Source organism: Mesorhizobium sp. Arg314 (genome assembly GCF_053714275.1).
Map to the genome: position 1 here is coordinate 1 of NZ_JBSKBP010000018.1, position 23,744 is coordinate 23,744.

At 62.1% G+C, this 23,744-nt stretch carries 28 protein-coding genes, 3 tRNA genes and 2 pseudogenes; 8 read left to right on the forward strand and 25 right to left on the reverse strand.

Translation table 11 applies throughout. The annotated features are described in order from the left end of the window. Positions 1-77: pseudogene (locus ACWGS9_RS19745) on the reverse strand (GTP-binding protein); the annotation flags it as partial. 228 nt (positions 78-305) lie between these two features. Here ACWGS9_RS19745 and ACWGS9_RS19750 point away from each other — a divergent pair. Then, positions 306-1,193: a DMT family transporter gene (locus ACWGS9_RS19750; RefSeq protein WP_454506818.1), complete on the forward strand. Its 888-nt coding sequence runs from the start codon at positions 306-308 to the stop codon at positions 1,191-1,193. 73 nt (positions 1,194-1,266) lie between these two features. Here the strand turns inward: ACWGS9_RS19750 and ACWGS9_RS19755 are convergent, their stop codons facing one another. After that, the gene (locus tag ACWGS9_RS19755) at positions 1,267-1,524 is read right to left on the reverse strand and encodes a GlsB/YeaQ/YmgE family stress response membrane protein (RefSeq protein WP_027170387.1); all 258 of its coding nucleotides are present in this window, start codon (positions 1,522-1,524) and stop codon (positions 1,267-1,269) included. Positions 1,525-1,655: 131 nt separating this feature from the next. On the opposite strand from ACWGS9_RS19755, the gene ACWGS9_RS19760 reads away from it, so the two are divergent. Beyond that, positions 1,656-2,111: a YidB family protein gene (locus ACWGS9_RS19760; RefSeq protein WP_454506819.1), complete on the forward strand. Its 456-nt coding sequence runs from the start codon at positions 1,656-1,658 to the stop codon at positions 2,109-2,111. A gap of 93 nt (positions 2,112-2,204) precedes the next feature. On the opposite strand, the gene ACWGS9_RS19765 is transcribed toward ACWGS9_RS19760, so the two are convergent. Further along, positions 2,205-2,278 (reverse strand) — tRNA-Gly (locus tag ACWGS9_RS19765). A gap of 87 nt (positions 2,279-2,365) precedes the next feature. Next, positions 2,366-2,450, reverse strand: a tRNA-Tyr gene (locus ACWGS9_RS19770). Positions 2,451-2,648: 198 nt separating this feature from the next. Between ACWGS9_RS19770 and ACWGS9_RS19775 the strand changes: the two genes are divergently transcribed. Next, positions 2,649-3,512, forward strand: coding sequence for a TrmH family RNA methyltransferase (locus ACWGS9_RS19775; RefSeq protein WP_454506820.1), 864 nt, complete (start codon positions 2,649-2,651; stop codon positions 3,510-3,512). A gap of 45 nt (positions 3,513-3,557) precedes the next feature. Here the strand turns inward: ACWGS9_RS19775 and ACWGS9_RS19780 are convergent. The 3 genes and pseudogenes from ACWGS9_RS19780 to gcl form a co-directional block, all read right to left on the reverse strand. Next, positions 3,558-4,469: pseudogene (locus ACWGS9_RS19780) on the reverse strand (2-hydroxy-3-oxopropionate reductase); the annotation flags it as partial. 84 nt (positions 4,470-4,553) lie between these two features. Then, positions 4,554-5,351 carry a 2-oxo-tetronate isomerase gene (gene otnI / locus ACWGS9_RS19785; RefSeq protein WP_454506821.1) on the reverse strand — a complete coding sequence of 266 codons (798 nt, stop codon included), beginning with the start codon at positions 5,349-5,351 and terminating at the stop codon, positions 4,554-4,556. Between the two features lie 131 nt (positions 5,352-5,482). Continuing rightward, the gene (gene gcl, locus ACWGS9_RS19790; RefSeq protein ID WP_454506822.1) at positions 5,483-7,264 is read right to left on the reverse strand and encodes a glyoxylate carboligase; all 1,782 of its coding nucleotides are present in this window, start codon (positions 7,262-7,264) and stop codon (positions 5,483-5,485) included. Positions 7,265-7,468: 204 nt separating this feature from the next. On the opposite strand from gcl, the gene bhcR reads away from it, so the two are divergent. Continuing rightward, positions 7,469-8,290 (forward strand): HTH-type transcriptional regulator BhcR, encoded by an 822-nt coding sequence (gene bhcR / locus ACWGS9_RS19795; RefSeq protein WP_454506823.1) that lies wholly within the window; start codon positions 7,469-7,471, stop codon positions 8,288-8,290. Between the two features lie 59 nt (positions 8,291-8,349). On the opposite strand, the gene ACWGS9_RS19800 is transcribed toward bhcR, so the two are convergent. Beyond that, positions 8,350-8,706: a hypothetical protein gene (locus ACWGS9_RS19800; protein ID WP_454506824.1), complete on the reverse strand. Its 357-nt coding sequence runs from the start codon at positions 8,704-8,706 to the stop codon at positions 8,350-8,352. A gap of 64 nt (positions 8,707-8,770) precedes the next feature. On the opposite strand from ACWGS9_RS19800, the gene ACWGS9_RS19805 reads away from it, so the two are divergent. Next, positions 8,771-9,247 carry a hypothetical protein gene (locus tag ACWGS9_RS19805; RefSeq protein WP_454506825.1) on the forward strand — a complete coding sequence of 159 codons (477 nt, stop codon included), beginning with the start codon at positions 8,771-8,773 and terminating at the stop codon, positions 9,245-9,247. A 120-nt stretch (positions 9,248-9,367) separates the two neighbouring features. Here ACWGS9_RS19805 and ACWGS9_RS19810 read toward each other — a convergent pair whose 3' ends face one another. Then, positions 9,368-9,679 carry a BA14K family protein gene (locus ACWGS9_RS19810; RefSeq protein ID WP_454506826.1) on the reverse strand — a complete coding sequence of 104 codons (312 nt, stop codon included), beginning with the start codon at positions 9,677-9,679 and terminating at the stop codon, positions 9,368-9,370. A 315-nt stretch (positions 9,680-9,994) separates the two neighbouring features. Beyond that, the gene (locus ACWGS9_RS19815; protein ID WP_127235896.1) at positions 9,995-10,162 is read right to left on the reverse strand and encodes a hypothetical protein; all 168 of its coding nucleotides are present in this window, start codon (positions 10,160-10,162) and stop codon (positions 9,995-9,997) included. Positions 10,163-10,314: 152 nt separating this feature from the next. Between ACWGS9_RS19815 and ACWGS9_RS19820 the strand changes: the two genes are divergently transcribed. Then, positions 10,315-10,390: transfer RNA gene (locus ACWGS9_RS19820), tRNA-Thr, on the forward strand. A 371-nt stretch (positions 10,391-10,761) separates the two neighbouring features. Here ACWGS9_RS19820 and ACWGS9_RS19825 read toward each other — a convergent pair. Both ACWGS9_RS19825 and ACWGS9_RS19830 read right to left on the reverse strand, forming a co-directional pair. Further along, positions 10,762-11,418: a hypothetical protein gene (locus ACWGS9_RS19825; RefSeq protein WP_454506827.1), complete on the reverse strand. Its 657-nt coding sequence runs from the start codon at positions 11,416-11,418 to the stop codon at positions 10,762-10,764. A gap of 3 nt (positions 11,419-11,421) precedes the next feature. After that, positions 11,422-11,733, reverse strand: coding sequence for a HigA family addiction module antitoxin (locus ACWGS9_RS19830; RefSeq protein ID WP_454506828.1), 312 nt, complete (start codon positions 11,731-11,733; stop codon positions 11,422-11,424). A 1,160-nt stretch (positions 11,734-12,893) separates the two neighbouring features. Between ACWGS9_RS19830 and ACWGS9_RS19835 the strand changes: the two genes are divergently transcribed. Continuing rightward, positions 12,894-13,250, forward strand: a complete 357-nt coding sequence (locus ACWGS9_RS19835; protein WP_454506829.1) for a hypothetical protein — start codon at positions 12,894-12,896, stop codon at positions 13,248-13,250. Positions 13,251-13,268: 18 nt separating this feature from the next. On the opposite strand, the gene ACWGS9_RS19840 is transcribed toward ACWGS9_RS19835, so the two are convergent. Further along, positions 13,269-13,859, reverse strand: coding sequence for a hypothetical protein (locus tag ACWGS9_RS19840; protein WP_454506830.1), 591 nt, complete (start codon positions 13,857-13,859; stop codon positions 13,269-13,271). Positions 13,860-14,237: 378 nt separating this feature from the next. On the opposite strand from ACWGS9_RS19840, the gene ACWGS9_RS19845 reads away from it, so the two are divergent. Continuing rightward, entirely contained in the window at positions 14,238-15,068 is an 831-nt protein-coding gene (locus ACWGS9_RS19845; RefSeq protein WP_454506831.1) for a hypothetical protein, read from the forward strand. Here the strand turns inward: ACWGS9_RS19845 and ACWGS9_RS19850 are convergent. The 12 genes from ACWGS9_RS19850 to ACWGS9_RS19905 all read right to left on the reverse strand — a co-directional run bounded on the left by ACWGS9_RS19850 (position 15,065) and on the right by ACWGS9_RS19905 (position 23,639). Then, a complete protein-coding gene (locus ACWGS9_RS19850; protein ID WP_454506832.1) occupies positions 15,065-15,547 on the reverse strand; it encodes a hypothetical protein in 483 nt (160 codons plus the stop codon). The two genes, ACWGS9_RS19845 and ACWGS9_RS19850, sit on opposite strands and share 4 nt — an antisense overlap. 258 nt (positions 15,548-15,805) lie before the next feature. Then, positions 15,806-16,468 carry a hypothetical protein gene (locus ACWGS9_RS19855; protein ID WP_454506833.1) on the reverse strand — a complete coding sequence of 221 codons (663 nt, stop codon included), beginning with the start codon at positions 16,466-16,468 and terminating at the stop codon, positions 15,806-15,808. Next, positions 16,465-17,328 (reverse strand): baseplate hub protein, encoded by an 864-nt coding sequence (locus ACWGS9_RS19860; RefSeq protein ID WP_454506834.1) that lies wholly within the window; start codon positions 17,326-17,328, stop codon positions 16,465-16,467. The genes ACWGS9_RS19855 and ACWGS9_RS19860 overlap by 4 nt, the downstream gene beginning before the upstream one ends. A 1-nt stretch (position 17,329) precedes the next feature. Next, positions 17,330-17,608, reverse strand: coding sequence for a hypothetical protein (locus ACWGS9_RS19865; protein ID WP_454506835.1), 279 nt, complete (start codon positions 17,606-17,608; stop codon positions 17,330-17,332). Positions 17,609-17,635: 27 nt separating this feature from the next. Beyond that, positions 17,636-18,085 carry a hypothetical protein gene (locus tag ACWGS9_RS19870; RefSeq protein ID WP_454506836.1) on the reverse strand — a complete coding sequence of 150 codons (450 nt, stop codon included), beginning with the start codon at positions 18,083-18,085 and terminating at the stop codon, positions 17,636-17,638. An 8-nt stretch (positions 18,086-18,093) separates the two neighbouring features. After that, on the reverse strand, positions 18,094-19,581 hold the full coding sequence (locus ACWGS9_RS19875) for a hypothetical protein (RefSeq protein ID WP_454506837.1): 1,488 nt from the start codon (positions 19,579-19,581) through the stop codon (positions 18,094-18,096). After that, entirely contained in the window at positions 19,578-19,940 is a 363-nt protein-coding gene (locus ACWGS9_RS19880) for a hypothetical protein (protein WP_454506838.1), read from the reverse strand. The genes ACWGS9_RS19875 and ACWGS9_RS19880 overlap by 4 nt, the downstream gene beginning before the upstream one ends. A gap of 27 nt (positions 19,941-19,967) precedes the next feature. Then, positions 19,968-20,504, reverse strand: a complete 537-nt coding sequence (locus ACWGS9_RS19885; protein ID WP_454506839.1) for a DUF2213 domain-containing protein — start codon at positions 20,502-20,504, stop codon at positions 19,968-19,970. Position 20,505: 1 nt separating this feature from the next. Then, complete coding sequence (locus ACWGS9_RS19890) at positions 20,506-21,276, reverse strand: hypothetical protein (RefSeq protein ID WP_454506840.1); 771 nt, start codon at positions 21,274-21,276, stop codon at positions 20,506-20,508. Continuing rightward, a complete protein-coding gene (locus ACWGS9_RS19895; protein ID WP_454506841.1) occupies positions 21,276-21,719 on the reverse strand; it encodes a hypothetical protein in 444 nt (147 codons plus the stop codon). The genes ACWGS9_RS19890 and ACWGS9_RS19895 overlap by 1 nt, the downstream gene beginning before the upstream one ends. Before the next feature lie 28 nt (positions 21,720-21,747). Beyond that, entirely contained in the window at positions 21,748-23,196 is a 1,449-nt protein-coding gene (locus ACWGS9_RS19900; RefSeq protein ID WP_454506842.1) for a terminase, read from the reverse strand. Next, entirely contained in the window at positions 23,193-23,639 is a 447-nt protein-coding gene (locus ACWGS9_RS19905) for a hypothetical protein (protein WP_454506843.1), read from the reverse strand. The genes ACWGS9_RS19900 and ACWGS9_RS19905 overlap by 4 nt, the downstream gene beginning before the upstream one ends. Between the last annotated feature and the right edge of the window lie 105 nt (positions 23,640-23,744).

The window sequence follows — 23,744 nt, forward strand, 5'->3', positions numbered from 1 at the left end:
GTCTTGCCATGATCGACGTGGCCGATCGTGCCAATGTTCACATGCGGCTTGGTGCGCTCGAATTTACCTTTTGCCATAGTCTCTTTCCTTGGACGGCCTTGACCTTCAGTTCAGTCGAATGCGGGGCGATTAGCGACAACGGCTGAAAAACACAAGTGCCTTGTGGCTGAGCGGATTCTCGCTCGACCCGTACCAATGGTCGATTTCAGCGGGATATGGCGCGGATATAGGGACGCCGGACATAAAGTCAAAGGCTCCGGGCTGGCCCATTGCCGCCACGACGCCGCTCTGATCTTGTTCGCTGGATGCAGTTCATACCGGCAAACATCCGCGGCCCGCTGTTCATGATCGTTTCGACGGGCTCCTACCTCGTCAACGACACGATGATGAAGCTCGCGACCACCGGACTGCCGCCCTATGAAGTGCTCTTGCTGCGCGGCGCGGCGGCAATGCTGTGGGGTGTGCCGCTGCTTCTGATGCTGGGCTATGCGAGGCAGATCCGGCTGCTCTTCGAGCGCAAGGTGCTGCGCCGGAACCTGTTCGAGCTGCTGGCGATCCTGTGCTACGTCGTGGCCTTAGCCAACATGCAGATCGCGGATTCAACGGCGCTCGGCCAAGTCACGCCGCTCATCGTGCTGGTCGGCTCCTCGATGCTGTTCGGCGAAAAGATCGGCGCCGTGCGCATGGCGCTGATCGGCCTTGGCTTTGTCGGGGCGCTTATGGTGGCGCAGCCGACCATGCAGGGCATTTCGGTCTATGCCCTGCTGGCGCTCGGCAATGCGGCCTTCGCGGCGGTACGCGACCTCGCCGGCCGCAAGGTGGGCGCCGAGGTGCCGGGCATGATTGTCGCCATCTCCGCGGTCGTGGTGGTGCTGGTCGGCTCAGGCGCGGCGCACCTTGTCTCCGAGCAGTGGGTGATGCCCGCGGAACGTCATCTGCTCCTGATCGCGGGCGCCGGCCTGTTCCTGATCTTCGGCCATTTCTTCATCTTCATGGCCTACCGCGTCGGACCGACAAGCGCGGTCGCGCCCTTCTATTACTGTTTCACCGTCTGGGCGGTCATTTCGGGACTGCTGGTGTTTGGGCAGTTCCCGAACGCGCTCGCCGTCTGCGGCATCCTGCTGGTGATGGCCAGCGGCCTGGCGATCGTCTCGCTCGACGAAAGAAAGCGCCGGCTGGCCATGGTCGCCTGAAAGCGCAAAGCCAGTACGGGCCGATCCGAAGGGTCGACCACCAGCAGCCGATCGAATGCGGCTTTCTCTACCTCTACAGCGTGCGCTTGCCGGAAATCTGATGGTAGGCCCAGAGCACGACGACCGAGCCGATCACGGCCACAATCAGGCTCCAGATGTTGAGGCCGGTGACGCCCGACGCACCGAAGGCGCTGAAGATCACGCCGCCGACGATGGCGCCGACGATGCCGAGCACGATATCCATGATCATGCCCTGGCCGGTCTTGTTGACGATCTTGCTGCCGATGAACCCAGCGACGATGCCGAGAATGATCCAGCTGATGATGCCCATAGTTCCCTCCAAAATCCCCCGCCGCGCCATCATGGTCATATGATTGTCAAAAGCTCAAGACAGCTTGAAATTCCACCCGTTTGCGCCATTCTGGCGCCGGGCGGACTTGGCTGGATAACAGGAGATCCACGATGGGCCTTTTCGACAATGCCGTTCCGGGCGGCAATATCACCAAACCCCTGATGATCGCGCTCGGCGCGCTTTTGGTCGGCAAGATGCTGAGCGGCAGAAGCGAAGAGCCGGCCGCGCCGCAAGCGCCGGTACCGGCTCCGACGGGAGCCGACACATCCGCCGATGGCGGCCTGCTCGGCGGCCTCGGCGGCCTGCTCGACAAGCTGAAGGGCGCCGGCCACGGCAACGTCGCCGATTCCTGGGTCGGCACCGGCCAGAACCAGCCGATCAATGCCAATGACCTCGGCGCCGCGATCGGCCCACAGGTCATCCGCGAGATCGCCCAGCGCACCGGCATGAACGAGCAGGAACTGCTGCAGCAACTCTCCACGGCGCTGCCCGGCATCGTCGACAAGCTGACGCCGAACGGCCAGATCCCGCAGAACCATCAGGTCGCTTCGGCCTTCAACAGCTAAGCGGCGTGATGAAGCGGAATGCGCTGCGCGCTACGGCGCGCGGCGGTTCCGTCCGAATGGCGGTCAAGAGGAAAATCCGGCAGGCAGGAGATCTGGAGCGGGTAGCGGGAATCGAACCCGCATATTCAGCTTGGAAGGCTGCTGCTCTACCACTGAGCTATACCCGCGCCTTACACTGAAGTACCGGATTCACCCGAAAAGCGCCATGCACTTTCGGTCCGAGACTTTTCGTTTCAGGGCTTCCGGGCCGGCAGTGGTGGAGAGGGTTGGATTCGAACCAACGTAGGCTAAGCCAACGGATTTACAGTCCGTCCCCTTTAACCACTCGGGCACCTCTCCAGTCTGCCGCCGGAGCCATGCAACGAGGCATTTTCGCCGATCCGGAGCCCGAGTAAGATCTTCTCCGAAATCAGCGAAGCGCCTTATGGCGGCAAGGCCGATGGGTGTCAACCGCCGTGGCCAGGGTTTTTCGAGGATGTTCGGCATTCATCGCCGCAGGCCATATCCTTAGCCGGACGGGGCCGCTATAGAGGCCGCATGAGCGACGATAAAAGCAACAAGCCGGGCACCCCAAAGGATACCCATTACGCCAAACTCAGGCGTGCGCATCGCGACCAGAAGGCCGGCGGCGCGCCGGCGTTCCGACCGCGCCAGCCGGTGCCGCCTGGCGAGGGCGCGGCCGACGGGCTGGTGCGGCTCTATGGCCTGCACACGGTGCGGGCGGCGCTCGACAATCCGAGGCGCAAGATCGGGAAAATGATGGTGACGCGCAACGCCGCCGAGCGGCTTTCCATCGGCGATCTTGCCGCCCTGCCCTTCAAGGCCGAGCTGGTCGAGCCGAAGGACATCGACAGGATCACGGGCTCCGATGCGGTGCATCAGGGCGTGCTGATCGAAGCCGAACCGCTCAAGCCGAAGCGTCTCGACGCGCTTGGCGGCACCAGGCTGGTGCTGGTGCTCGACCAGGTGACCGACCCGCACAATGTCGGCGCGATCCTGCGCTCCGCGGTCGCTTTCGGCGCCGGCGCGCTGATCACGACCGCCCGTCACAGCCCGCAGGAATCCGGCGTGCTGGCGAAATCCGCCTCCGGCGCGCTGGAGCATATCGACCAGATCGAGGTGAAGAACCTCGCCGATGCGCTCGGACAGTTGCACGAGGCCGGCTTCCAGACCATCGGGCTCGATTCCGAAGGGCCTGCCGAGCTGGAAAAAACCTTCGGCGGCGAGAAAATCGCGCTGGTGCTGGGCGCGGAAGGCAAAGGCCTGCGTCAGAAGACGCGCGAGACGGTGACCGCGCTCGCCCGCCTCGACATGCCCGGCGCCATCCACTCGCTCAACGTGTCGAACGCGGCGGCGGTGAGCCTCTACGCGGCGAGGAAATTCCTCGTGAGTAGTGAGTAGTGAGTGGTTTTCGCAGCCAGCCATTACAAAACTACTCACCACTCACTATTCACTACCTACTTCGTGTCCCGCCATCCGCTCCAGCGCCCGAACCAGCGCCGAGTGATCCTCCTTGGCGCCGCCATTGGCCGCGCAGGAATTGAACAGTTGCTGCGTCGTCGAGGTGTTGGGCAGCGACACGCCCAGTGCCTTTGCTCCTTCCAGCGCGAGGTTCAGATCCTTCTGGTGCAGCTCGATGCGGAAGCCCGGCGCGAAGGTGCGCTTGATCATGCGCTCGCCATGCACTTCGAGGATGCGGGAGGCGGCGAGCCCGCCCATCAGCGCCTGCCTGACCTTTGCCGGATCGGCGCCGGCCTTCGAGGCAAAGACAAGAGCTTCGCCGACGGCTTCGATGGTGAGCGCCACGACGATCTGGTTGGCGACCTTGGTGGTCTGGCCGACGCCGTTCGGGCCGACCAGCGTGATGTTCTTGCCCATCTTCTCGAAGATCGGCCTGGCGCGCTCGAAGGCCTTGTCCTCGCCGCCGACCATGATGGTGAGCGAAGCCGCCTTGGCGCCGACCTCGCCGCCCGACACCGGCGCATCGAGATAATCGCAGCCGAGATCATTGATCTTTTTGGCGAATTCCTTGGTGGCGATCGGCGAGATCGAGCTCATGTCGATGACGAGCTTGCCCTTCGACACGCCGCCGGCGACACCGTTCTCGCCGAACAGCACGTCGGCCACCTGCGGGGTGTCCGGCACCATGGTGATGATGATGTCGGCGGCCTTGGCCGCCGCGTTGTGGCCGGTCACGGTCTTCAGCCCCTTGGCGACGAGATCGGCCGGCGGTTTGGAACGATGGTCGCTGGCGATGACCGGATAGCCGGCGTCGAGCAGATGCCCCGCCATCGGCGCGCCCATGATGCCGAGGCCGATGAAGCCGATTGTTTCCATTGATGTTCTCCGTCTTTTGTTAGGCCGCGTTCCTTCGCGCCCCTCTCTGTCCTGCCGGACATCTCCCTCTCTTGGGGGGAGATTAGCTGCTTCAGCGCACGGCGCTTAAGCTGCCGCGCTCCCCTGCCCGGCGAACTCGCTGAACCAGCCGAGCCCTGCTTCCGTGCCGGCCTTCGGCTTGTATTCGGCGCCGATCCAGCCGGGATAGCCGAGGCGGTCGATGTGGTCGTAGAGGAAAGGGTAGTTGATCTCGCCCGTCCCCGGCTCGTGACGGCCGGGATTGTCCGCAAGCTGGATATGCGCGATGCGGCCGAGGTTCGCCTCGATGGTACGGGCGAGATCCCCCTCCATGATCTGCATGTGGTAGATGTCGTATTGCAGGAACAGATTCTTCGAGCCGATGCGGTCGATCAGCGCCAGCGCATGGTCGGAATAATTCAGGAAGAAGCCCGGGATGTCGCGGGTGTTGATCGGTTCGATCAGCAATTTGATGCCGGCCTGCTCCAGCTTCTCCGCCGCGAAGGCGAGGTTTTCGGCAAAGACGTTCTCCAGCACGGCGCGATCCGAGCCCTGCGGCGCGATGCCGGCAAGGCAGTTGATCTGCTCGCAGCCCAGCGCATGCGCATAGCTGATCGCCTTGGCGATGCCCTGGCGGAATTCCGGCACGCGGTCAGGCAGCACGGCGATGCCGCGCTCGCCCTTTGCCCAGTCGCCGGCCGGCAGGTTGAAGAGAACCTGTGTCAGGCCGTTCTTCTTCAGGCGCGCCGCGACGACATCCGGCGCATGATCGTAGGGGCCGATATATTCGACGCCCTTGAAGCCGGCGCGGGCTGCCGCATCGAAGCGGTCGAGGAACTCATGCTCGCCGAAGAGCATCGAAAGATTGGCTGAAAAACGCGGCATTCTTTTTCTCCTTCTTTCCGCTGTGCCCTAAAGCGCGTCGCGCTGAACCGGATTCAGGCGACGCGCTTTAAGTCTTTGTTTTGATGCATGTCGTTGTCCCAGAACCGCTGCACACTTCTGGGCGACATGCATTAGTCGAGCATCACAATCGCTGTGGGGGCATCCTCATGGCTCTCGGCAAGTTCCTCGAATTCGGTGATCTTGTCGATTTCCGTGCCCATGGAAATGTTGGTGACGCGCTCGAGGATGAATTCGAGGACGACCGGAACCTGATGCTCCTTCATCAGCCGCTGCGCCTCCTTGAAGGCGCCGGCGAATTCCTCGGGCTTGCGCACGCGGACCGCTTTGCAGCCCATCGCCTCGGCGACCGCGACATGGTCGACGCCGTAGCCCGCCTCCGGATCGCCCGCCCGGTTGATGTTCTCGAAGGCGAGGCTCACCTCGTAATCCATCGAAAAGCCGCGCTGCGCCTGGCGTATCAGGCCGAGATAGGCGTTGTTCACGACAACGTGGATGTAAGGCAGCTTGTGCTGCGCGCCGACGGCCAGCTCCTCGATCATGAACTGGAAATCATAGTCGCCGGAGAGCGCGACGATGTCGCGGTCCGGATCGGCGGCGCGCACGCCAAGTGCTGCCGGCAGCGTCCAGCCGAGCGGGCCGGCCTGGCCGCAATTGATCCAGTTGCGCGGCTTGTAGACATGCAGGAACTGCGCGCCGGCGATCTGCGACAGGCCGATCGTGGTGACATAGGTGGTGTCGCGGGCGAAAGCCTTGTTCATCTCCTCATAGATGCGCTGCGGCTTCAGCGGCACCTGCTCGAAATGCGTCTTGCGCTTCATGGTCTTCTTGCGCTGCTGGCATTCCTTGGCCCAGCCCTGCCAGTCGCGCAGCCTGCCGGCCGTGCGCCATTCGGTGGCGACGTCGAGCAGGATCTTCAGCGCCGCGCCCGCGTCCGAGACGACGCCGAGATCCGGCGCGAAGACGCGGCCGATCTGGGTCGGCTCGATGTCGACATGGATGAACTTCTTCCCCTTGGTGTAGACGTCGACCGAACCGGTATGGCGATTGGCCCAGCGGTTGCCGATGCCGAAGACGAAGTCTGACGCCAGCATCGTCGCATTGCCGTAGCGGTGTGAGGTCTGCAGGCCGCACATGCCGGCCATCAAGCGGTGATCGTCGGGGATCGCGCCCCAGCCCATCAGCGTCGGGATGACCGGCACGCCGGTGATCTCGGCGAATTCGATCAGCAGATCGGAGGCATCGGCGTTGATGATACCGCCGCCGGCGACGATCAGCGGCCTTTCCGCTTCGTTGAGCATCGCCAGAGCCTTCTCGGCCTGGGCGCGCGTCATCGCCGGTTTGAAGGGAGCGAGCGGCTCATAGGCGTCGATGTCGAATTCGATCTCGGCGAGCTGGACGTCGACAGGCAGGTCGATCAGCACAGGACCCGGCCGCGAGGAGCGCATCAGGTGGAACGCCTTCTGCAGCGCCATCGGGACCAGATAGGGCTCCATGACGGTGATCGCCCATTTGGCGACGGGTGCCGCGATCGACGCGATGTCGACGGCCTGGAAATCCTCCTTGTTGAGGCGGGCGCGGGGCGCCTGCCCGGTGATGCAGAGGATCGGGATGGAATCCGCCGAGGCCGAATAGAGGCCGGTGATCATATCGGTGCCGGCCGGGCCGGAAGTGCCGATGCAGAGGCCGATATTGCCGGCCTTGGCCCGCGTATAGCCTTCGGCCATGTGCGAGGCGCCCTCGACGTGGCGGGCAAGCACGTGGCGGATGGTAGCCCTCGCCTTCAGCGCCGAATAGAGCGGGTTGATCGCCGCGCCCGGTACGCCGAAGGCATTGGTGATGCCTTCCTTTTCAAGAACGAGAACCGCTGCGTCGACAGCGCGCATCCTGGCCATAGCAAGCCTCCACTTCGTTGGTTGGCTTGAGAATGCCAGCGCGACTTCGATTTTTCAACTTTTTCAGAATATTTTTCCATTTCTAGGAAGCGGCTCTTATGGTCTGATTTTCCTTCACTTTTCGTTTTCCAAAAAAACGACCGCGGAAAGCACTGAAAAACTTTTTCATTGCATCCAAACCCAAATTGGCGAAAATGGCGCCCCATGGATACGACGGAAAAACGCCAGCGCGGCCGGCCGCGCGCCTTCAACGGCCCGCCCGAAGCGGCATCGGTGCAGTCGCTCGACCGGGCGCTCCGCATCCTGGCGATCGTCGCAGAGGCCAGCGGCCTGTCGCTCAGCGAAATCGCGGCGCAAAGCGGCATTGCCGCTTCCACCGCCTATCGCATGCTGACGACCCTGGAAAACCACGGCATGGTCGAGTTCGACACGACCGACCAGTTGTGGTCGGTCGGCGTCGAGACCTATCGCATGGGCTCGGCTTTCCTGCGCCGGCGCAAACTCGTCGACCGCGCCCGCATCGTCATGCAGGAATTGATGGAAAAGACCGGCGAGACCGCCAATCTCGGTGTCGCCGAGGATGATTGCGTGGTTTTCGTCAACCAGGTCGAGACGCACCAGGCGATCCGCGCCTTCTTCCGGCCGGGCACGCGCAGCCCCTTCCATGCCTCGGGCATCGGCAAGGCGGTGCTGGCGCATCTCGAGCCGGAACGGGTCGCCGCTATCCTGCGCAAGGCAGGCCTGCAGCGCTACACCGCCAAGACGCTGTCCGACATTTCTGCGCTGGCCCACGACCTTGCGACCATCAAGCATCGCGGCTGGTCGGTCGACGACGAGGAACGCCACCCGGGCATGCGCTGCGTCGCCGCCGCCATCTTCGACGAATATGGCGAGCCGATCGGCGGCGTTTCGGTGTCCGGCCCGACCGTGCGCGTCACGCCCGAGCGGCTGGCCGAGATCGGTCCGCTGGTGCGCGACGCCGCGGCCGAGGTGACGAAGATGATCGGCGGCGCCAAAGCGGGCTGATCAATCGAATTTCTCCTTGCCCATGATCCTTCCGAGAAATCGGTCCGCGATTTCTCAAGTCATGCCCCCGGCAAGGCGCTTTTCACCGCGATGTCGAAGAAATCGAGCAGGATCGCGGCGCCGACGCCGCAAGCCGTGAAGATAAGGCCGGTGATGAAGATGCGGTTGGCGCGCTCGAAGACGCGACGCTGCAGCGATTTTATGTCCAGCAGCATGGCAAGCGCCCGCATCTGCAGCGCAATGCCGACCAGGATCGGCAGGACCGCGACCAGATGGTAGGTCTGCCAGGGTATCGGATTTGCGGCCCAATGGGTGATGAAACCGAGCGAAAAGGCCAGCAGGATACCGACCGTGGTGACGGTGCCATTGCGGAAAACCGTCTCCACCACTTCTTCCTTCGGGTCCTGCTCGTCCAAGCCACGCTCCCCGCCGTTCCTGCCAGACTAGACGCTCGCCAAATCGCTGTACACCTTCGCGTGCATGGACTTGGTCGCCTTGCCGGAGCGTTCCAATGCGTGCGAAAGGGCACGGATGCGGAAAACAGTTCGGCTTTTATCTGCCGCGTCACTTTGCGGATGCGTGGCGGCGGCGCCGCCACCGCTTGAACCCAACGGCACCCAACGCGTCGATCCCATTCCGATCTCGCTGGCCCTGGAGGAGATCATCACCGCCGGCGTCCGCCAGCACTTGAGGAACCCTATCGCCGCAAAGTTCGGAACGATGCTCGCCGGAGAGCGCACAATGAGCGGCCGCCACGAGATCATGGTGTGCGGTTATGTCGACGACAAGAGTTCTCCCGGCGGTTCCGACGGCAACGAACCTTTCATTGTCAAGATCTACCCAGATCCCGGGAACAGTTTCGAACTGGTGGCGATAGGCGACGAGGCTTCAGTTGGCGGCGCCTGCCGCATGGCGGGATTGGCGATGCCCGAGGCCAATACGAAGCCTCACCCTTAGGGTTACCGGCGTGAAGCATCTCCTCGCTTCAATTAGCCGATCCAGCGGACGCTCTAACGTTCAAACGCAAGAAGAGGGGCTGCGTGCAGCCCCTGTTTCCTGTCGTTGGTCCGCCTCCTCTTACAGATGGCAATAGTGCGGGTAGCCGTCGTAGCCGATGTAAGTGTTCGAACCCGGATCATAGCTGCCGTAGCGGGCCATGCAGCGGCGAACGTGCCAGGAACCGTCGTAGCCGTCTTCCTCGACATAGACCGGGCGGGGCTGCTGGGCGAGCATGCTTCCGAGGACGAAGCCGCCGACGCCCGCGGCAATACCGATGCCGAGTTCGCGATTGTGATGGTTGTGAGCGGCCGAAGGCTGGACGGTGCCGACGAGCGAGGCGGCTGCGACGGTGGTGGCGATGAGGCCGGAAACGATGGTGCGCTTGAACATGACGATCTCCTGGTTTCAGTGGAGAGGCGAACCATCCGCCTCTTGAACATGGGTCGTCACGGCAAAGAAAAAGGTTCGAAGTTCCTTGGAGATTCTTTCGCCGGCGATTTTTCCGGGCGATGGCCGCCGGCCAGTTCATTGTTTTCGAATGCAAAAAGGGGCGGCCGGTGGGCTGCCCTTCGAAGGCAATAGATCCCTCTCGCTAGAGATTGAGTGAGTGGTGAGTAGTCAATAGTGGCGAGGCAGCCGTCGCGACCGGCCATCCCTCCACTCACTACTGCCTACTGCCTACCGCCTACCGCCTACTGCCTCTTTTCACCCCATCCCGGTGACATGGCGCAGCCAGAAGGCGAGCACGATGAAGCCGACGAAGGTGGCGACGCCGGTCCAGTCGATGTTGGCCTTCCTCAGATCGCTGACGACCTTCACCAGGAGAAGCCAGGTCACGACGATAAGCGGCAGGATGATGACGAATCTGATCATGCGACACCCCGTTCGATGCGATTGCACCTGAACAGGATGTAGGAAGCGGCGCGCCGCTTTTCAGCATGCCGGCTAAGCCATGCCGTCCATTGGCAAACCCAAAACGGAGTTTTGTCTTTACTGGCGCACGAAATGTGCTACCGGAGCGCCGTGCCCTTGTAGCTCAGCTGGTAGAGCAGCGGTTTTGTAAACCGAAGGTCGCGGGTTCGATTCCTGCCGGGGGCACCAGAAAAATCAATAGGTTACCTTACTTTAGAATGTCGCCAACCTGGCCACTTTTCGGCTCCGGGTAACGTATCGGGTAACAGAAACGTGATGCTGCAACGAAAAGGCCCGGTAGCCGAAGCCGCCGGGGCAATTGCGGCACCAAGTCTTTCCTGCAACTATCGAGCGCCACATAGGGGCCATTGGTGCAAACCTTGCAAGGCTGTCGGCAGCGAAAGTAAGAGTGGAAATGTTTTCCTCTTTTTCGTGCGAGAAGGTCCGCTACAAGATTTCGACCGGCTGGTACGATCCGGCCGTAAAACGCTTCATTCGGCCCGGCGAGGAGCCCGGTTGCCGTTGTGTTGGGAAGCCAGTCATCAAGGGGTTTTCGTGACCTACAAATAGGCCTCCCCAAGTTCCGCAAGGTCGTCAGCGAACATTTGGAGGAAGTTTCGGATATCGTCCATCAACGTTACGACGGCACTGCGCAGTTGAAGCATGCGCTCGACATGTCCAGCCAGGCTCGCGCCACGAAGCGTGTTCAGAAGATCGTCGATCTCGATCAATAACCGTTCAAGGGTTTCGTAGTGCACCGCTGTAAGCGGGTCGAATAACGGTCTGGCCTCGGTGATGATAACCGATTTCAACTTGCCCTCGATATCTTTTGTCCAGTCTAGAGCCTGGTTCATGAGTTTCCTGGTCGACGCCATAGCCCATTCTGGTCCAGCATCGGCGGGAAGCTCATCAACTTCTACCAAGTACGTTAGGTCAAAGAAGTCTCCGGCGAGATACGCTGCTCGTGCCGCGCTCGCTCGATCTGCCCGCAACGTCAACCGTTGAGTATCGTTGTGACGGCGCTCCTGCTCACGGTCCAGCCTCATAGCCGCGCGAACGGACCACGCCGCAGCAGCAATGGCCAGGACGCCGGTCGCGAGAGTTTCCCATTGAATTCGCTGGTTCAGCATCGCCGGCGCCAGCCATTCACCGAGGCAGAAACCTCCCGTCCCTGCCGCAAGAAAAATAGCAAGGCGGTCCAACGGATCGGTTGCCATGCGTCACGCCGCGTGCAGCGTCGGGATGGCCTCGATCTCGATGCTGAGCGCCTTTTCAGCATGCTCCAGATCATAGTTGCGCTGGAGGTTGAGCCAGAATACCGGGCCGTTGCCGACCAACTTGCCGAGGCGAAGCGCCATGGCGACGGTGACGGGCTGCTTCTCGTCCAGGATGTCGTAGAGCGTGCGGCGCGAAATGCCGAGCAGCTTGGCAATCTCGGTCTTCGACTTGTCGAGCGCCGGGATGACGTCTTCGCGCAGGAGTTCGCCGGGGTGCATCGCGGGCAGGCCGCGCTTGATGGCTGTCGTGTTCATCAGTGGTAATCCTCAAGTTCGACGTCGACGGCATCCTCGCCGTCCCATCCAAATGTGATGCGGTAGTTGCCCGTGACGCGGACAGAATAGCGGCCCTTGTCCGCGCCGACGAGGCCATGGGTTGATCGCGCACCCTTACTTTAGAGAGAGGCGTCTGGCGATCCGGTAGCCGCAAGCCGTTCAACGACGACAACCTCGCCTTCGTCGTAGTAGTTTTCCGGCGACCGGACGAGGAGCACCGCCTCTGGCTTCGCGCAGAAGCCCATCGCTTTGGAGCGATGGGCCAAAGCCATTGTCTCACGCAATCCGGATCCCGCGAAGATCAGTGTATCGGCGGAAGGTGACCGGCCGCCTTGGAGCGAATCGGCTCCGTGGGTGCACCTCGGCGAACCATTGATCGCTGCCTCTGAAGCCGTCAAGCAAATCGGCGAGCTCGCCGGCGACTTCGTGGAGCCGCGCCAGGCGCTGCTCGTCCGTCAGGGGCGCCGCCAGCGCGCGCGATGTCCCTTGGCCGGCGTCTGGTGCCTCCGGAACGCTCCGCGCGCGTCCTGGGCCCGCGGCGGCCGGGAGGGTTGCCATCGCGCCGAGTAGGAAACGTCGATTGATTGCCTGGTTCATTTGGTGCTCACTGGTTTTGGGGCTTATCACGGCCCCACAAATGGCGATCGGCGCCAAAGCCGGAGGGTGATAACTCGCCAGTGAGACGAGCCGATGGCTTTTAACCGCGAGGTCTGGACAGCACCACCGCCCCCGGCCTATAGAAAGGCCGTTCGCGGCAGCCGCCAAGCTGCGCGTTATCCCGCAATGCGGGACAAACGACTTAAGATCGCGCCAACGATTTTCGGTCGTCACTGGTCCGGGTTATCACGCCCACGGACAGCCTTGCCCTCGCCACCGATTCTGTCAATTCCCCCGCGGGGGTTTTGCGCATGTTTTTTATTTGGCGGTCTAGATACACAACACTGTTGACCACGCCATTTCGTTGTGTAAGATTTTGATCGCTAGCGGAGTTTTGCGCAACAATGCCACGTATGAACATTTCAATCTCGGAAGACCTCCAAGAGCGAATGCGTCCCCTGAATGATGTCGTCAATTGGTCGTCGGTCGCGCAGAGGGCATTCGAAACAGAGGTGTCAAGTCGAAGGAAAGGAAAAGGCGACATGAACGCCGTAGTTGAGCGGCTGCGCGCTTCAAAAGCAATGCTTGAACAGCAGCAGCAACCGAAATGGACTGAAGAAGGCGCCACCTGGGCTAGCGACGACGCTGATTACGATCAGCTCGCTCGCGTGGCAGAAATAGTTCCAAAGGCGTACGAGGCTCTCGATTTAAATGGCGATTGGCTCCTCAAAGAGCTTTGCCGTGCGGTTTACAATGATCCTGATCCCGATGCGCATCAGCTCAACGAGCTCACCGAGGCGCTTACGGGTGATAGTCGAACACCCATTAGCTACGCGCAATTGACTTGGTATATCGAAGGCGCTCAGCAAGTATGGGAAGAGGTCAAAGACAAGATCTAAGTGCGCTTGGCGCGGCGGCTACTCGTCGCCGCGCCACTCGACTGTGACGGTTCCCCCAAGGATCGCTATTGCCTTCTCAATCATCTGATGGTTGACGCGGCCAAAGTGACCGGACCAGTGATGTCCTTGAAAATAGCCGTTCGATCCCGTGAACTCGTCCAAGTCAGCCATGACCATGTTCCTCCGAACGCACTCGGCCCGAAGAGCATCCAGCAGCCCGATGCCAGTTGGCTTGTACGCGACGCGCGGGCGGGGTCCAAGCCGAAGATCGCAGGCTCGGCTTCTTATCATCCGCTTGGTTGCAAAGGGGAACGCTTGTAGCAATTCTTCCATGGTCGCAGAACGCCGCCACATTTTCCTGAATCGGCTGTTTTCAGCGCAAGTCCAGATATGCAACTTGGGCGTGATGCCTAGCTTGCGACATCGCCATTTGAGGCTACCCATCGTTCGCTCGGGCAGAGCCTTTAGGAGGGCCTTGTAGTCAGGATATTGGCGGCGGCAGACGTCATCCTCGGCATCTGTCCAAAGACTATCGTCGTTGCGATGTCGCCATTTCATAAGCCGTCCAGCTGAAGCCAAATTTTTAGCATGATAAGCAATATCGTTCATTGGGAACCTTCGATATTTTTGGTTCCCGCCCGGCACAAAAACGTCAGAAATTCTCCCTCGGTGCCACCACGCCGACCGGATCATCTCTCGCCCGTCCCCGTTTTTCACAACGTATGGTCAACGTCGATTGAACACAGGCACGCCGTCATTTGTCCCGAATGTACCCTCTGTGCGCCCCCCTTTTTGTACAGGCGGGGACAGCTGGCTTCTTCAATGACCTTTTCGCCACGTTCTGCGTCGAGGCGAACCGTACGAGGCGCCGCCCCTGTAACGGTTGCCGTCTCATCGGTAAAGGATCGAGTGGCAGAGTTTGCCACTTGATCGCTCTTGCGATCTCCGCCATGCGCGGTCTCAGGGTGCAATTCCAGATAAATCGCCTTGCGCCGCGCGGTCCAAACTGCCCGGTCGGCCGGCGACAGCTCGGCCCGGCAGTTCGATCATCGCCAGTTCGGCGTGGAGGTCGTCGGCTTCGATCACATCGGCCGCGATATCGGCAACGCGCTGCGCTGGATCACCAACTTTCAGGTTTGTCCCCTGATGTACCCGCCCAAACGCGAAAAATCTCTTGACGACGCACATTGGACTCAGCCTGCTTCGGTCGGCGGAGGCTCCATGTTCAAAGAGATAACGGCCTTTCTCGAAAGGCTGCCGGTGTTCATAACCCGAACCGGCGTGCTGCTGCTCGTGGCCGGTGCGGCGTTCGATTTGGGGCTTCGGTATGACCTGATGATGCCACCAAACGCGGCCTTCGGGTTCGCCGCGGCGCTTGCGAGACCAGCCTGGGTTTTGGGCCTCAGCATGGTCGTCGTATCGATCCTCTGGCAGCTTGGGGCCCTGGCCTACAACCTACGCAGCCTACCCGCCAAATTCCTCGCCAGAAGAACGAAGGGGGCCAAGCTGTTGAGCAATCTGGACTTGCTCGACTCTGATGCCGTGATCGTGCTCTGGGCTATACTGGAACAAGGCCAACCTCGCTTTGACCCGAATGGTGCTACGAGAAGTCTGGAGAAACTGTACAGGCTTGGCTTGATCGAGCCGGACAACCCGGATACGTGGCCGTACAATTACTTCCGTGACGTCATGACGGTCGCCAGGCCGATCTGGAAAGAGCGCAAGGCAATTGCCGAGCGCTTCAAGATCGCCTTAAACGTCAGCAATCCACAGCAGCTCGCTAACATCATCCACGCCAACGAATTGAGGCGCATTTAGAGATCCGCTGAGACGGCCTCGGCGCCCGAATACCGTCGCAACCGCCGCCGCTTCGCATTCGCCCTGCTCTTCCGCATGATCTCGCGCCGGCGCAACTCGGCGGGATCTGGCTCCGCCGGCGCCGGCAGCACGATATCGGGTCCGGCGAAGATCAGCAGCAGCGCGCTCGTCATCGCGGCCACCGTCGAGCAATGCCGCGGCTTCACCGCGGCCGACCAGGCGCGGATCTCGCCGAGGTCGATGTCGTCGAAAAGGTCGGCACGGATCGAGACCAGATTGGACAGTACCACGTTCGAAACCGCGGTGATGGTTTCCATTTGCAGCTCACCGGCGTTGCCGTCACTCTCGACGATGAGGCGGAGCACCAAGCGGAGGTGATCCTCGCCATGTGCTCTGCCGATGTATTTCAGGGTCTTGGGCGCGAAACAGATCTTGGGCTGTTCTCCGGGCCGCTTCATGTCAGGCTTCAGGATTTTCACGCCGCATTGCTCGGCCACCTTAAAGATATCACAGGGAAAGGGAGCGGTTCGATCTGGCGTCATCATGCAAAACTCATGTCCGTTGCCGGTGGCATCGCGGAACCGTCGAAGGATCGAGGAGCCGACCAGGAGAAGTTACGGCGGCGACGCAGAAGGTCGCGCGCCATGGTGGCGTCAACGTCGCTGGCATTAAATCGAGTCCCAACGGGGGCGCATTGCGGATCTCCTCGGCGATACGGTGGACCGCACGACAGCGTATTACGTTCCCGGCTCCGGTGGGCCAGAGGTTCCGCCACCAGGCACGACCCCGGTATGGATGTGATTGAGGAGGCTGATGTTGGTGCCGCCGGCGCCCGCGATGACGTCGCCCGTCACCCGCAGCTCCGCCGTCGTGATGGTGATCGAGCCGGCGGCGAACTCGATGATCTGGCCATTCTTGTCGAAGACCTTGATGCCGCCTTCGGTGAACTGCACCGCCTGATCCTGATTGGCCGGATTGACGATGGTGCCCATATAGACGCCGTCGGCGAGATCATGGCGTCGAAAGCTGCCCGGGTTCGATTGCGCCCCGGAATTGGCCTTCAGCGCCGAGATATCGCGGTCCATGATCGACATGTGACCGATGTCGCCCACCTTTGGGTCGTTGATGATGCCATTGGTACCGCCCTGATTTCGCATCGTGGCGAGGCCATAGATAACGCCGTGGGGCGTTTGGTTGCCCACGCCGTCGGTCTGGTTGATCAGCGGTATCACGTCGACGGTGGGCGGCGCGCCGACGCCGCCGCCATGCACCGCGACGATCTTGACCGGGATGCCGGTGCGAACCTGGGCGATTTCCTGGCGGATGAGGAAGCGCAAGGTATCGAGGTGGGTCGATGCGGATGACAGGCCCTGTTGACCGTAAAATCCCTCCGCGCTCATGCTGGCGATACCGCGTCTTGAGCCACGCAGTCCATCACCATCTCCCATTTTCCGTGCGGCATCATCGCCTCCAGTTGATACACAAGGCTGATCACGTTCCAGATTCCGCACGCCGGCGTGAGATCGCTTTTGACCTCTATCAGGCCCTGATACTTCACAGCCGGATCGTAGAGAGCCCGGACCATAATTCCGGCCTCTTGGAACATCGGGTAACCGATCATGCTCGTCTGCGGTGAGATCAGGACCGCATCGCCGTCCCGCGCCTTGCCGGGCTGGACTATCACCATGGTGCCCCGATCAAAGCCAATCGTGAAATTACCGTGTCGCGCGATGGCGATCGCTTGCTGCATCGCGGTGCCCGGATAATAGGGGTTCGCCAACTTGACATTGACCCCTGCGTTCTCGAAGCCGAAGCCCATTTGTCCGGCCAGGCCTTTCATCATCTGAGCGACATCCCCCGAGCCTCTGATGCTGATCGGAGGGATCGGCTTCATTGCCGAAAAGTGACCAGGTCTAGCGCTTATGCGAAAGCAAACGTCTGGCATCGCCTGGGCTTCGACATAGGCGTAGATGATGTCGCCTACGAAAACCAAATTCTGGCCGGTTTCGTCATCGCCAGCGAGCACCGAGATTCCGTTGTGGTAGGTTTGATAGAGCTGGGAGCCCAGCGTAGAAAGCTGGTTCATCAGTTCGAGCGGCAAGCCCCAGATCGATATTTCGGCCTGCCCCGAACCGTTGCCTGTGCTTACGATCTTACACGAGACGCGTAGGCCGGACACCGTGGCGGTGTTGCCGCCGCCTTGAAACTCGCCGTTGGCCAGCTCGAATTGGACGGTGATTTTCTTCTGACTGAACGCCATCTCATGTTCCGTTCGATGAGGTTAAGATCGCGACAAAAGGCCGGGACCGGAGCGTGCTCGCCGCAGCTGGGAGCCCAACAGCGAAGAGCTCGAGCACGCGCCGCGTGATCAGGTTGACGGTCTCCGCGGCCTTCTTCGAGCTTTCCTCGATCTCCTTGCCGCCCTTGCGGAATCCGTCGCGCGTCTTAAGCCAGGCCTCAGCCTGCTTCTTCTGGCCCTTCTCGAAATTGGCGGGGTCCAAGTCGAGGCGGACAATAAGTTCGTCGATCAGGGTCGGCATTGGCGCGCGTCCTTCTTCAGCAAATGCTCACGAGAGAGCGACGAGCTTGGGCATGCCGGCCGGGGGCGCCGGCCACTTGCTAGAGGACGGGTCGGCCTTGCGCGCCGCCGCCTTCGCGCCGGCGTCGAGCATGGACTGTTCCCATTGCTGGATGGCGTCGAGAGTGGCGAGGTCGGCCTGCTGGTCTGCTGAGAGAGCCTCCCTCCGCTCCAACCGGTCGAGCGATGTGTAATACGACGCCAGCGAGGCGCGCTTCCCCGCATAGGCCGTCTCGATCTGGTTATGCGCCAAGGCCATCCATTGTTCCTGGCTGAGCGCAGCGACCGACGGCGGCGCGAAGGCTCCGCCATCGAAGATATCGCCGATATTCGCTGTTTCGGACGCCACTGAGTGATCATCGCCGATCCAATCGAGCGGCTGGATTGAAACGTCCAAGACAGTGCGACGATCGTCGCTGAGATGTGCAACACGGATCATTTTAGCCCTCAATCGAATTCGAAGATGACGACGACACCGGCGCCGCCGGCGCCACCGGCACCCCCTCCATCGCCGCCGCCACCACCGCCGCCGAGAGAACCGGGACCGCCGGGTATTTGGACGCCGGTCGAAGGAGTTGCGCCGCCGAAGCCACCTCCACCCCAGAATGCCGCACCGCCGCAACCACCGTCATGGCCCGAACCAGGCGAGCCGCCATTTCCGGGGATCAAGAAGGTTCCAGCGGTTCCAACTCCCACCGACTGACCGCCCGCGCCATATGAGTTCGAGCCCGAGGAAGAACCGCCTCCGCCGCCGGTAGCGATGGCAAGAGAGCCGAAAGAAGTTGTTCCTCCGGAACCTCCGACCAGGTCGCTGCCACTTGACGGATTGGGAACGCCACCGGCGCCGATAGTTATCGTCTGGGAGGATACCGCGCCGAAATAGATCGCCGTACCGCCAGAATTTCCGCCGCCGCCAGTGAAGCCAGATCCAGTGGCGTTGCCACCACCTGCGCCGCCGCCACCCGTAGCAAAGACGATCATGTTCTTTGCGCCCGTCGTCGGCGTATAGCTGCCGCTCGACGTGATGACGCGCATATTGGTCAGCGAGTTCGGCAACGCGGGTGCAATCAGGGCGGCAAACTGTGAAGCAGTGACCTCGCGGTCCAACCCATCTGAGAGGACATGCTGAGCGATGGTATCGGAGAGGGAAAGAGCGCCAACCGGCGCGAGCAGGCTCGGGATGCTGAGCGAAAGAACTTGCTCGGCGGTCACGGCAAGACCGGCATTGGCCGCCACCGTGACGGCGGGGTTGAGCAGGCGGAACGAGGTCGTCGCGAGATTATATTCGAGGATGCCGGTGGCGCTCGCCGGCCATTGCCCGGGAGTCAGCGCGCTACCATCCATGTTGACGACCGGATGGGTGCCGATCCCCGCGATGTTGCCGGTCATGGCGCCGTTGTTTGCCGCGGCGGCCTTCTGGATGACGAAGATCTGGCCATCGGCATAGGCGCTGGGCACCGGCGTAACGGTGGCGGTGAGGACGTTCGCCGAACCGGTGTCGACGCCCACCATGATCGACGAGGCTTGCGCCCCGATATTGATCCAGTGCGCACCGCCGGTATCCGGGTCGGACGTGTTGTCGTCGACCGTGCTGAGCCAAACCACGCCGGCCGTGGCGCCGGCGAGCAGTGCGCCCTGGGGGTAGCCGCCGATCGCCGATGAGAAGACGGAGTCATAAGGGACGAGGCCGCCGGCGCCCGCCCATTGCGACCATTGCGTGATCTGCTTCAGGATGCCATTCATGTCCTGGCCGAAGGGTGGCACACCACCCGAACCCACCGGCAGGAAGTTCAGCGGCGGAAAGCCATCGGTCAGCGAGGCCGCGCCGTTCACGATCCCGATCTGCGAAGCGACTGGAACGTTGCGGATAAAGCTGGGGTTCGCCGACGCTGCGAAAGGGATGGTGAATTTCGTCGGTAGCGCAGAAATCTTCATGGTGTCTTCCTCGGATGATGATCGCCGGGGCCGACGCCTCCGGGCTTCGGCAAATCGCCGGAATTCTTCATGATTTCGAGTTCGATGGGGGTCGGCGGAAACGCAAAGGCGGTCATCGCCCCCTCGGGCGAGCCTGCATAGAACGATGCTTGGTTGAAGCAGAAGCCGAATGTCGGATCGGCCGTGTTCTCGCTTTTCGTGTCCGTTGTCATCTGAAGAAGTCCCATCTCATTGGCGACGGAAAAGAGGTCGCGCGCCGCGGGGAGGAGATTTTCCGCGGCGCGCGATAGCGGGTGATGTCGGGCCCGCTGATCGGCCGCCGCGTCAGCAAACACCGCGGCGGCGCGAAATCGTTCCACTCGGAGGTATCCGAGGCGTGAAGTTCTTTAGGGAAGGACATGGACATCTGGCCCGGCCCTCCCTTCCGAAACGATGGCGACGTGATTTGCGGAGATCTCCCGCATCACCCCGTCGTAGGATTCTCCATTGAGCGTGCCGGGCGTCATATCGGCCTGGTAGCGATAGCTGCTCGAAAGTTCTTTCTGGCGCCCCGATTTGATGAAGGCGATGGCGGCGCCGTCCCAGATGCTGAGGGGAGCCATCAGGTAGGGCGCGATGAATTCGACGCCATCGCCGACCGCGCCAACCACCAATTGGCGGGGATGATCATCGGCGCTGATCTGGACGTGCTCGAGCAGCAGCGGCTTGCCGATGAAGGTCGCGGCGGCTTTCGCCAGCTCGTCCGCGTCGCGATAGAGGCGATAAAGGCGATCCGGATCGAGGCCCAGCGCCTCGAAATCCGGGATTTCACGGCCATAGTAGGGGCAGACGTTAGCCTTTGAGATCGGCGTCATCTCGACGCGCAGATGACCGTCCTGGTCGAACGCACGAACGGTCTGGCGATCCATGGCCAGGATGCCCATCTCAGGCCTCCCAAGGCAGCGGCGCCGAGGCATCGCGCTTGAGCGCCTCGAAGGCGTGCTGCCACCGTTCTTCGTCCTCCGAGCTGGGGTCAACGTCGAATAGGTCGCAGTCCGCAACGTCTAGAACACGACGGCCCTCAGGCGTCGAGATAACTTCGGGAAAACATATACCGTGCAGAAAACGAAGCTTCGCGCGTGCTTCGATCCATTCACGATGCGCTCGCATCGCGGCCTCGATCGTCGGTTCGATCAAGGGGCGGATGACATCGGCTGCAGCGGCTTGAACGCGCTCCTCCGCGGGGTTCCGCGTCTGGACGGGGCGGCGCTGCCTTGGGACGAAATGGTTATCCGCACCATGGAAAATCGCAACAGCGTTGATGCCTTCGACCAGGTTATAGTCGTCGCCGGCCATCTGCGGGATGAGATGCCTCCTGCCCATGGCGGCAAGAGCTGCCTGAGCGGCGTCGAGCACATCTTGGGCCTGGTCATGGCGCCGGCGTGCCGCTACCAGATTGCCGTCGGACGGCGCCGAGCCGCCACTCTTCGCGGCGGCGACCATTCCATCGGTCAAAGCCTCGCGGGCCTTCGCGACGGCGGTGACAGCGGCGGCGAGATCGCTTTCAGCAGCTCGCACCATGTCTTTTGCGCGCGCCACTGCGGCATCCTCCGCGGCTCGAACAGCTTGCGCCTCTGCGGCGACAGCGATCGCCTCGGCAAGCCGTTGGCGCGCTTCGCGGAATCCGGCCTTGGCTTTTCCTCCGACCATGGTCATCAGCCTCGCCGCGCCTCGGGAAACATCCCGAAGAAGCTCGCCGATGCGCCCGGCGACACCGCCGGCGCCGGCCTGTTGTGATGTGTTGGATAGCGATCTTGCCGGACCCCCAAAGCGAGCTTGCCCAGGTTGGATCGCGCGGCATCCATCGCGGGCGCCGAGCTCTCCGAGTCGGTCTCGTCGTCCTCGGGCTCGCCGAGGAGCGTCCGTTTCAGCGCCAACCACTCGACGTCGCTCAGTTCACTCGCAAGCTTGACGAGGACGGCACGATCCGGGGCGGAGATTTCGCTGTCGAAGGCCCCGCCCGGGCCGAACTCGCGAATGGCAACGCCATTTCGCAGTCGGGCGACATGCGCCGGCTTCGATGACGGCGAGCTGTCGAATCCTCCCTGCGGATTTGGACGGATGAACCGGGCAAAGTTCTTCAATTCGCGGTCGGTCAACATACGGTACATAGGCGTGGGTCTCCTCTCAAAGCGGGTTGACGGCCGGCATCGCGGCGCGGCGAAGAATGTCATCGGTGATCACGAGCGGGGCGCGTGCGGCGCGGACCTCGACAAGGGCGCCGCAAACCGCGTTGGCGAGGTCCTCGTGCTGTTCGCGAGGGGCGTCGACGCGATCGCGGCCGCTCGCCACGGTGCGTCGTTCAAGCGACGCGATCTGCGTCACCAACCGCTTGATATCGAGCAACCGAGCCCTGCCCGCGGTGAACAAGGGCAAGCTCTCGATGTAGATCGTCGAGCGGTCTCGCTCGGAGGCTCGATAGCTGATGCCCTGTTTCTTGAAGGCATCGATGACGAAGCCGACCGCGTAACGGTCGGCGACGACTGTCGAGATCCCGTAGCTCTTGAACAGTTCGGCCGCCTGTTGCGTCGCCGTCTGCGGATTGAACAGCGGTCTGATCTCGAGGCAGGCGTCGAGGACGATGCTGTTGCCCTCACGGTGGGCGACCGCGGCGGCGAAACTGTCTTTGCCGGTACCGCCGGCGACGTCGCAGAACCCCGTGTAATGGACGCCCGGCAGCCGCTCCCTTGCGACGACGCCATGGTCGACCGCTGCCTCGACGAGTTCTCGGCTGATGAAGTCGGACAGGTCGGATCGGAACTGCCCAAGCCATTCCGCCTTTGCGGCCTCCGGATCTTCCTCGAGCGCGGCTTCGATGATGGCGGGATCGATCGTCGGATTGAGTTTCAGCGTCGGCGCCTGGATGAACAGCACGTCGTCACCGTCCTTGCCGAAATGCTTGACGTACTTGCTGTAGAGCAGTCCTGCAGCCTTATGCGGCGACGAGATCGCCACGATCATCGATTCCGGGGAAAGCGTGGCGAGGCCAGGCACCAGGGAGCGATAGAGCTCGAGGTCGGGCGATGCCGAATTCTCATCGCGGTAGAATGCGACTTCGTCGAGGATCGCCAGCAGGACCGCTCTGCCGCGCGCGGCGCGATAGCTGTTCGTCGTCACCACGATCTCGACGTCGTTGTCGAGGTCGACGCCGTGCGCGGTCTCGCGCCGCACCTTTGTGGCGAGACCCTCGGTCTCCGCGATCAGGGCTTTGGTGTAGTTCAGCACCAGCCTGGCTTGATCCCGGTCACTGGCGAGGCAAAGCACCGATGCTTTCTCGCCGGGCCGCAAGCGCCCAATGTGGGCTTCCTCGATCCCACCGGCGTATGCGGCGATCAGCGCGGCAACGCTGTCCTTGCCACTCCGGCGGCCAGCGGCGACCCAAAGCTCGCGCACCCGACGCTTCGGCGGCGCTCTTCCGCCGGCGAGATCAGCAAAGATTGCGAGTTCCGCATCGTCCAGTGGCAACGCATAGGCCGCCTTCAGGATCGCCATCCATGAACGCCACGACGGCGCCGCATAGAGCTCGCCGAACGCCAGCGGCGACGTCATCGCCTGGAGGATGGATGGAGCGCTCATGCCGCTGGTCGCGCCTCATTGGCGAGCTGCTCATGGGCGAGTTGCTCGCGCAGTGATGGCCGCGGCTTCGACGGAGGCGCCTTGCCGATGTTGAGAGCCCTCTCGGCGAGCGCTGCAACCCTCTCGGCCCGAACGACGTCGTCGACGGTTATGCCAGCCTCGCCGGCGAGCAGGCGCGCCCTCGTCCGTTCCGCGACGACAGCGAGCTCGGCGGCCTTCTCGATCCGAGAGGCGAGGAGCGGAGCCACCGGCCCCCCCAGCGCTTTCGTGAAAAGCGCGATCAGCTCGGCGCGCCTGGTCCATTCCGATGTCCGCCGATCGAGGAAGAGCGCCGCCATCGGCTCGCCGGGCCTTCTGCCGCGTGAACGGCGACCTTTCGTCGGCAGGCCGGCGACGTTTCGGGCCGGCAGCGGCGTGTCTTCGGTGGCGTTGTCAGTTAGCATCTCATCCGCCCTGCTCTAGCAAGGGAAAACAGCTGGTTTGTTACCCGACCGTTACCCGAGGCTGATGATAGCCGAACTCGATTTCCGCTAAAACCTTAACAACAC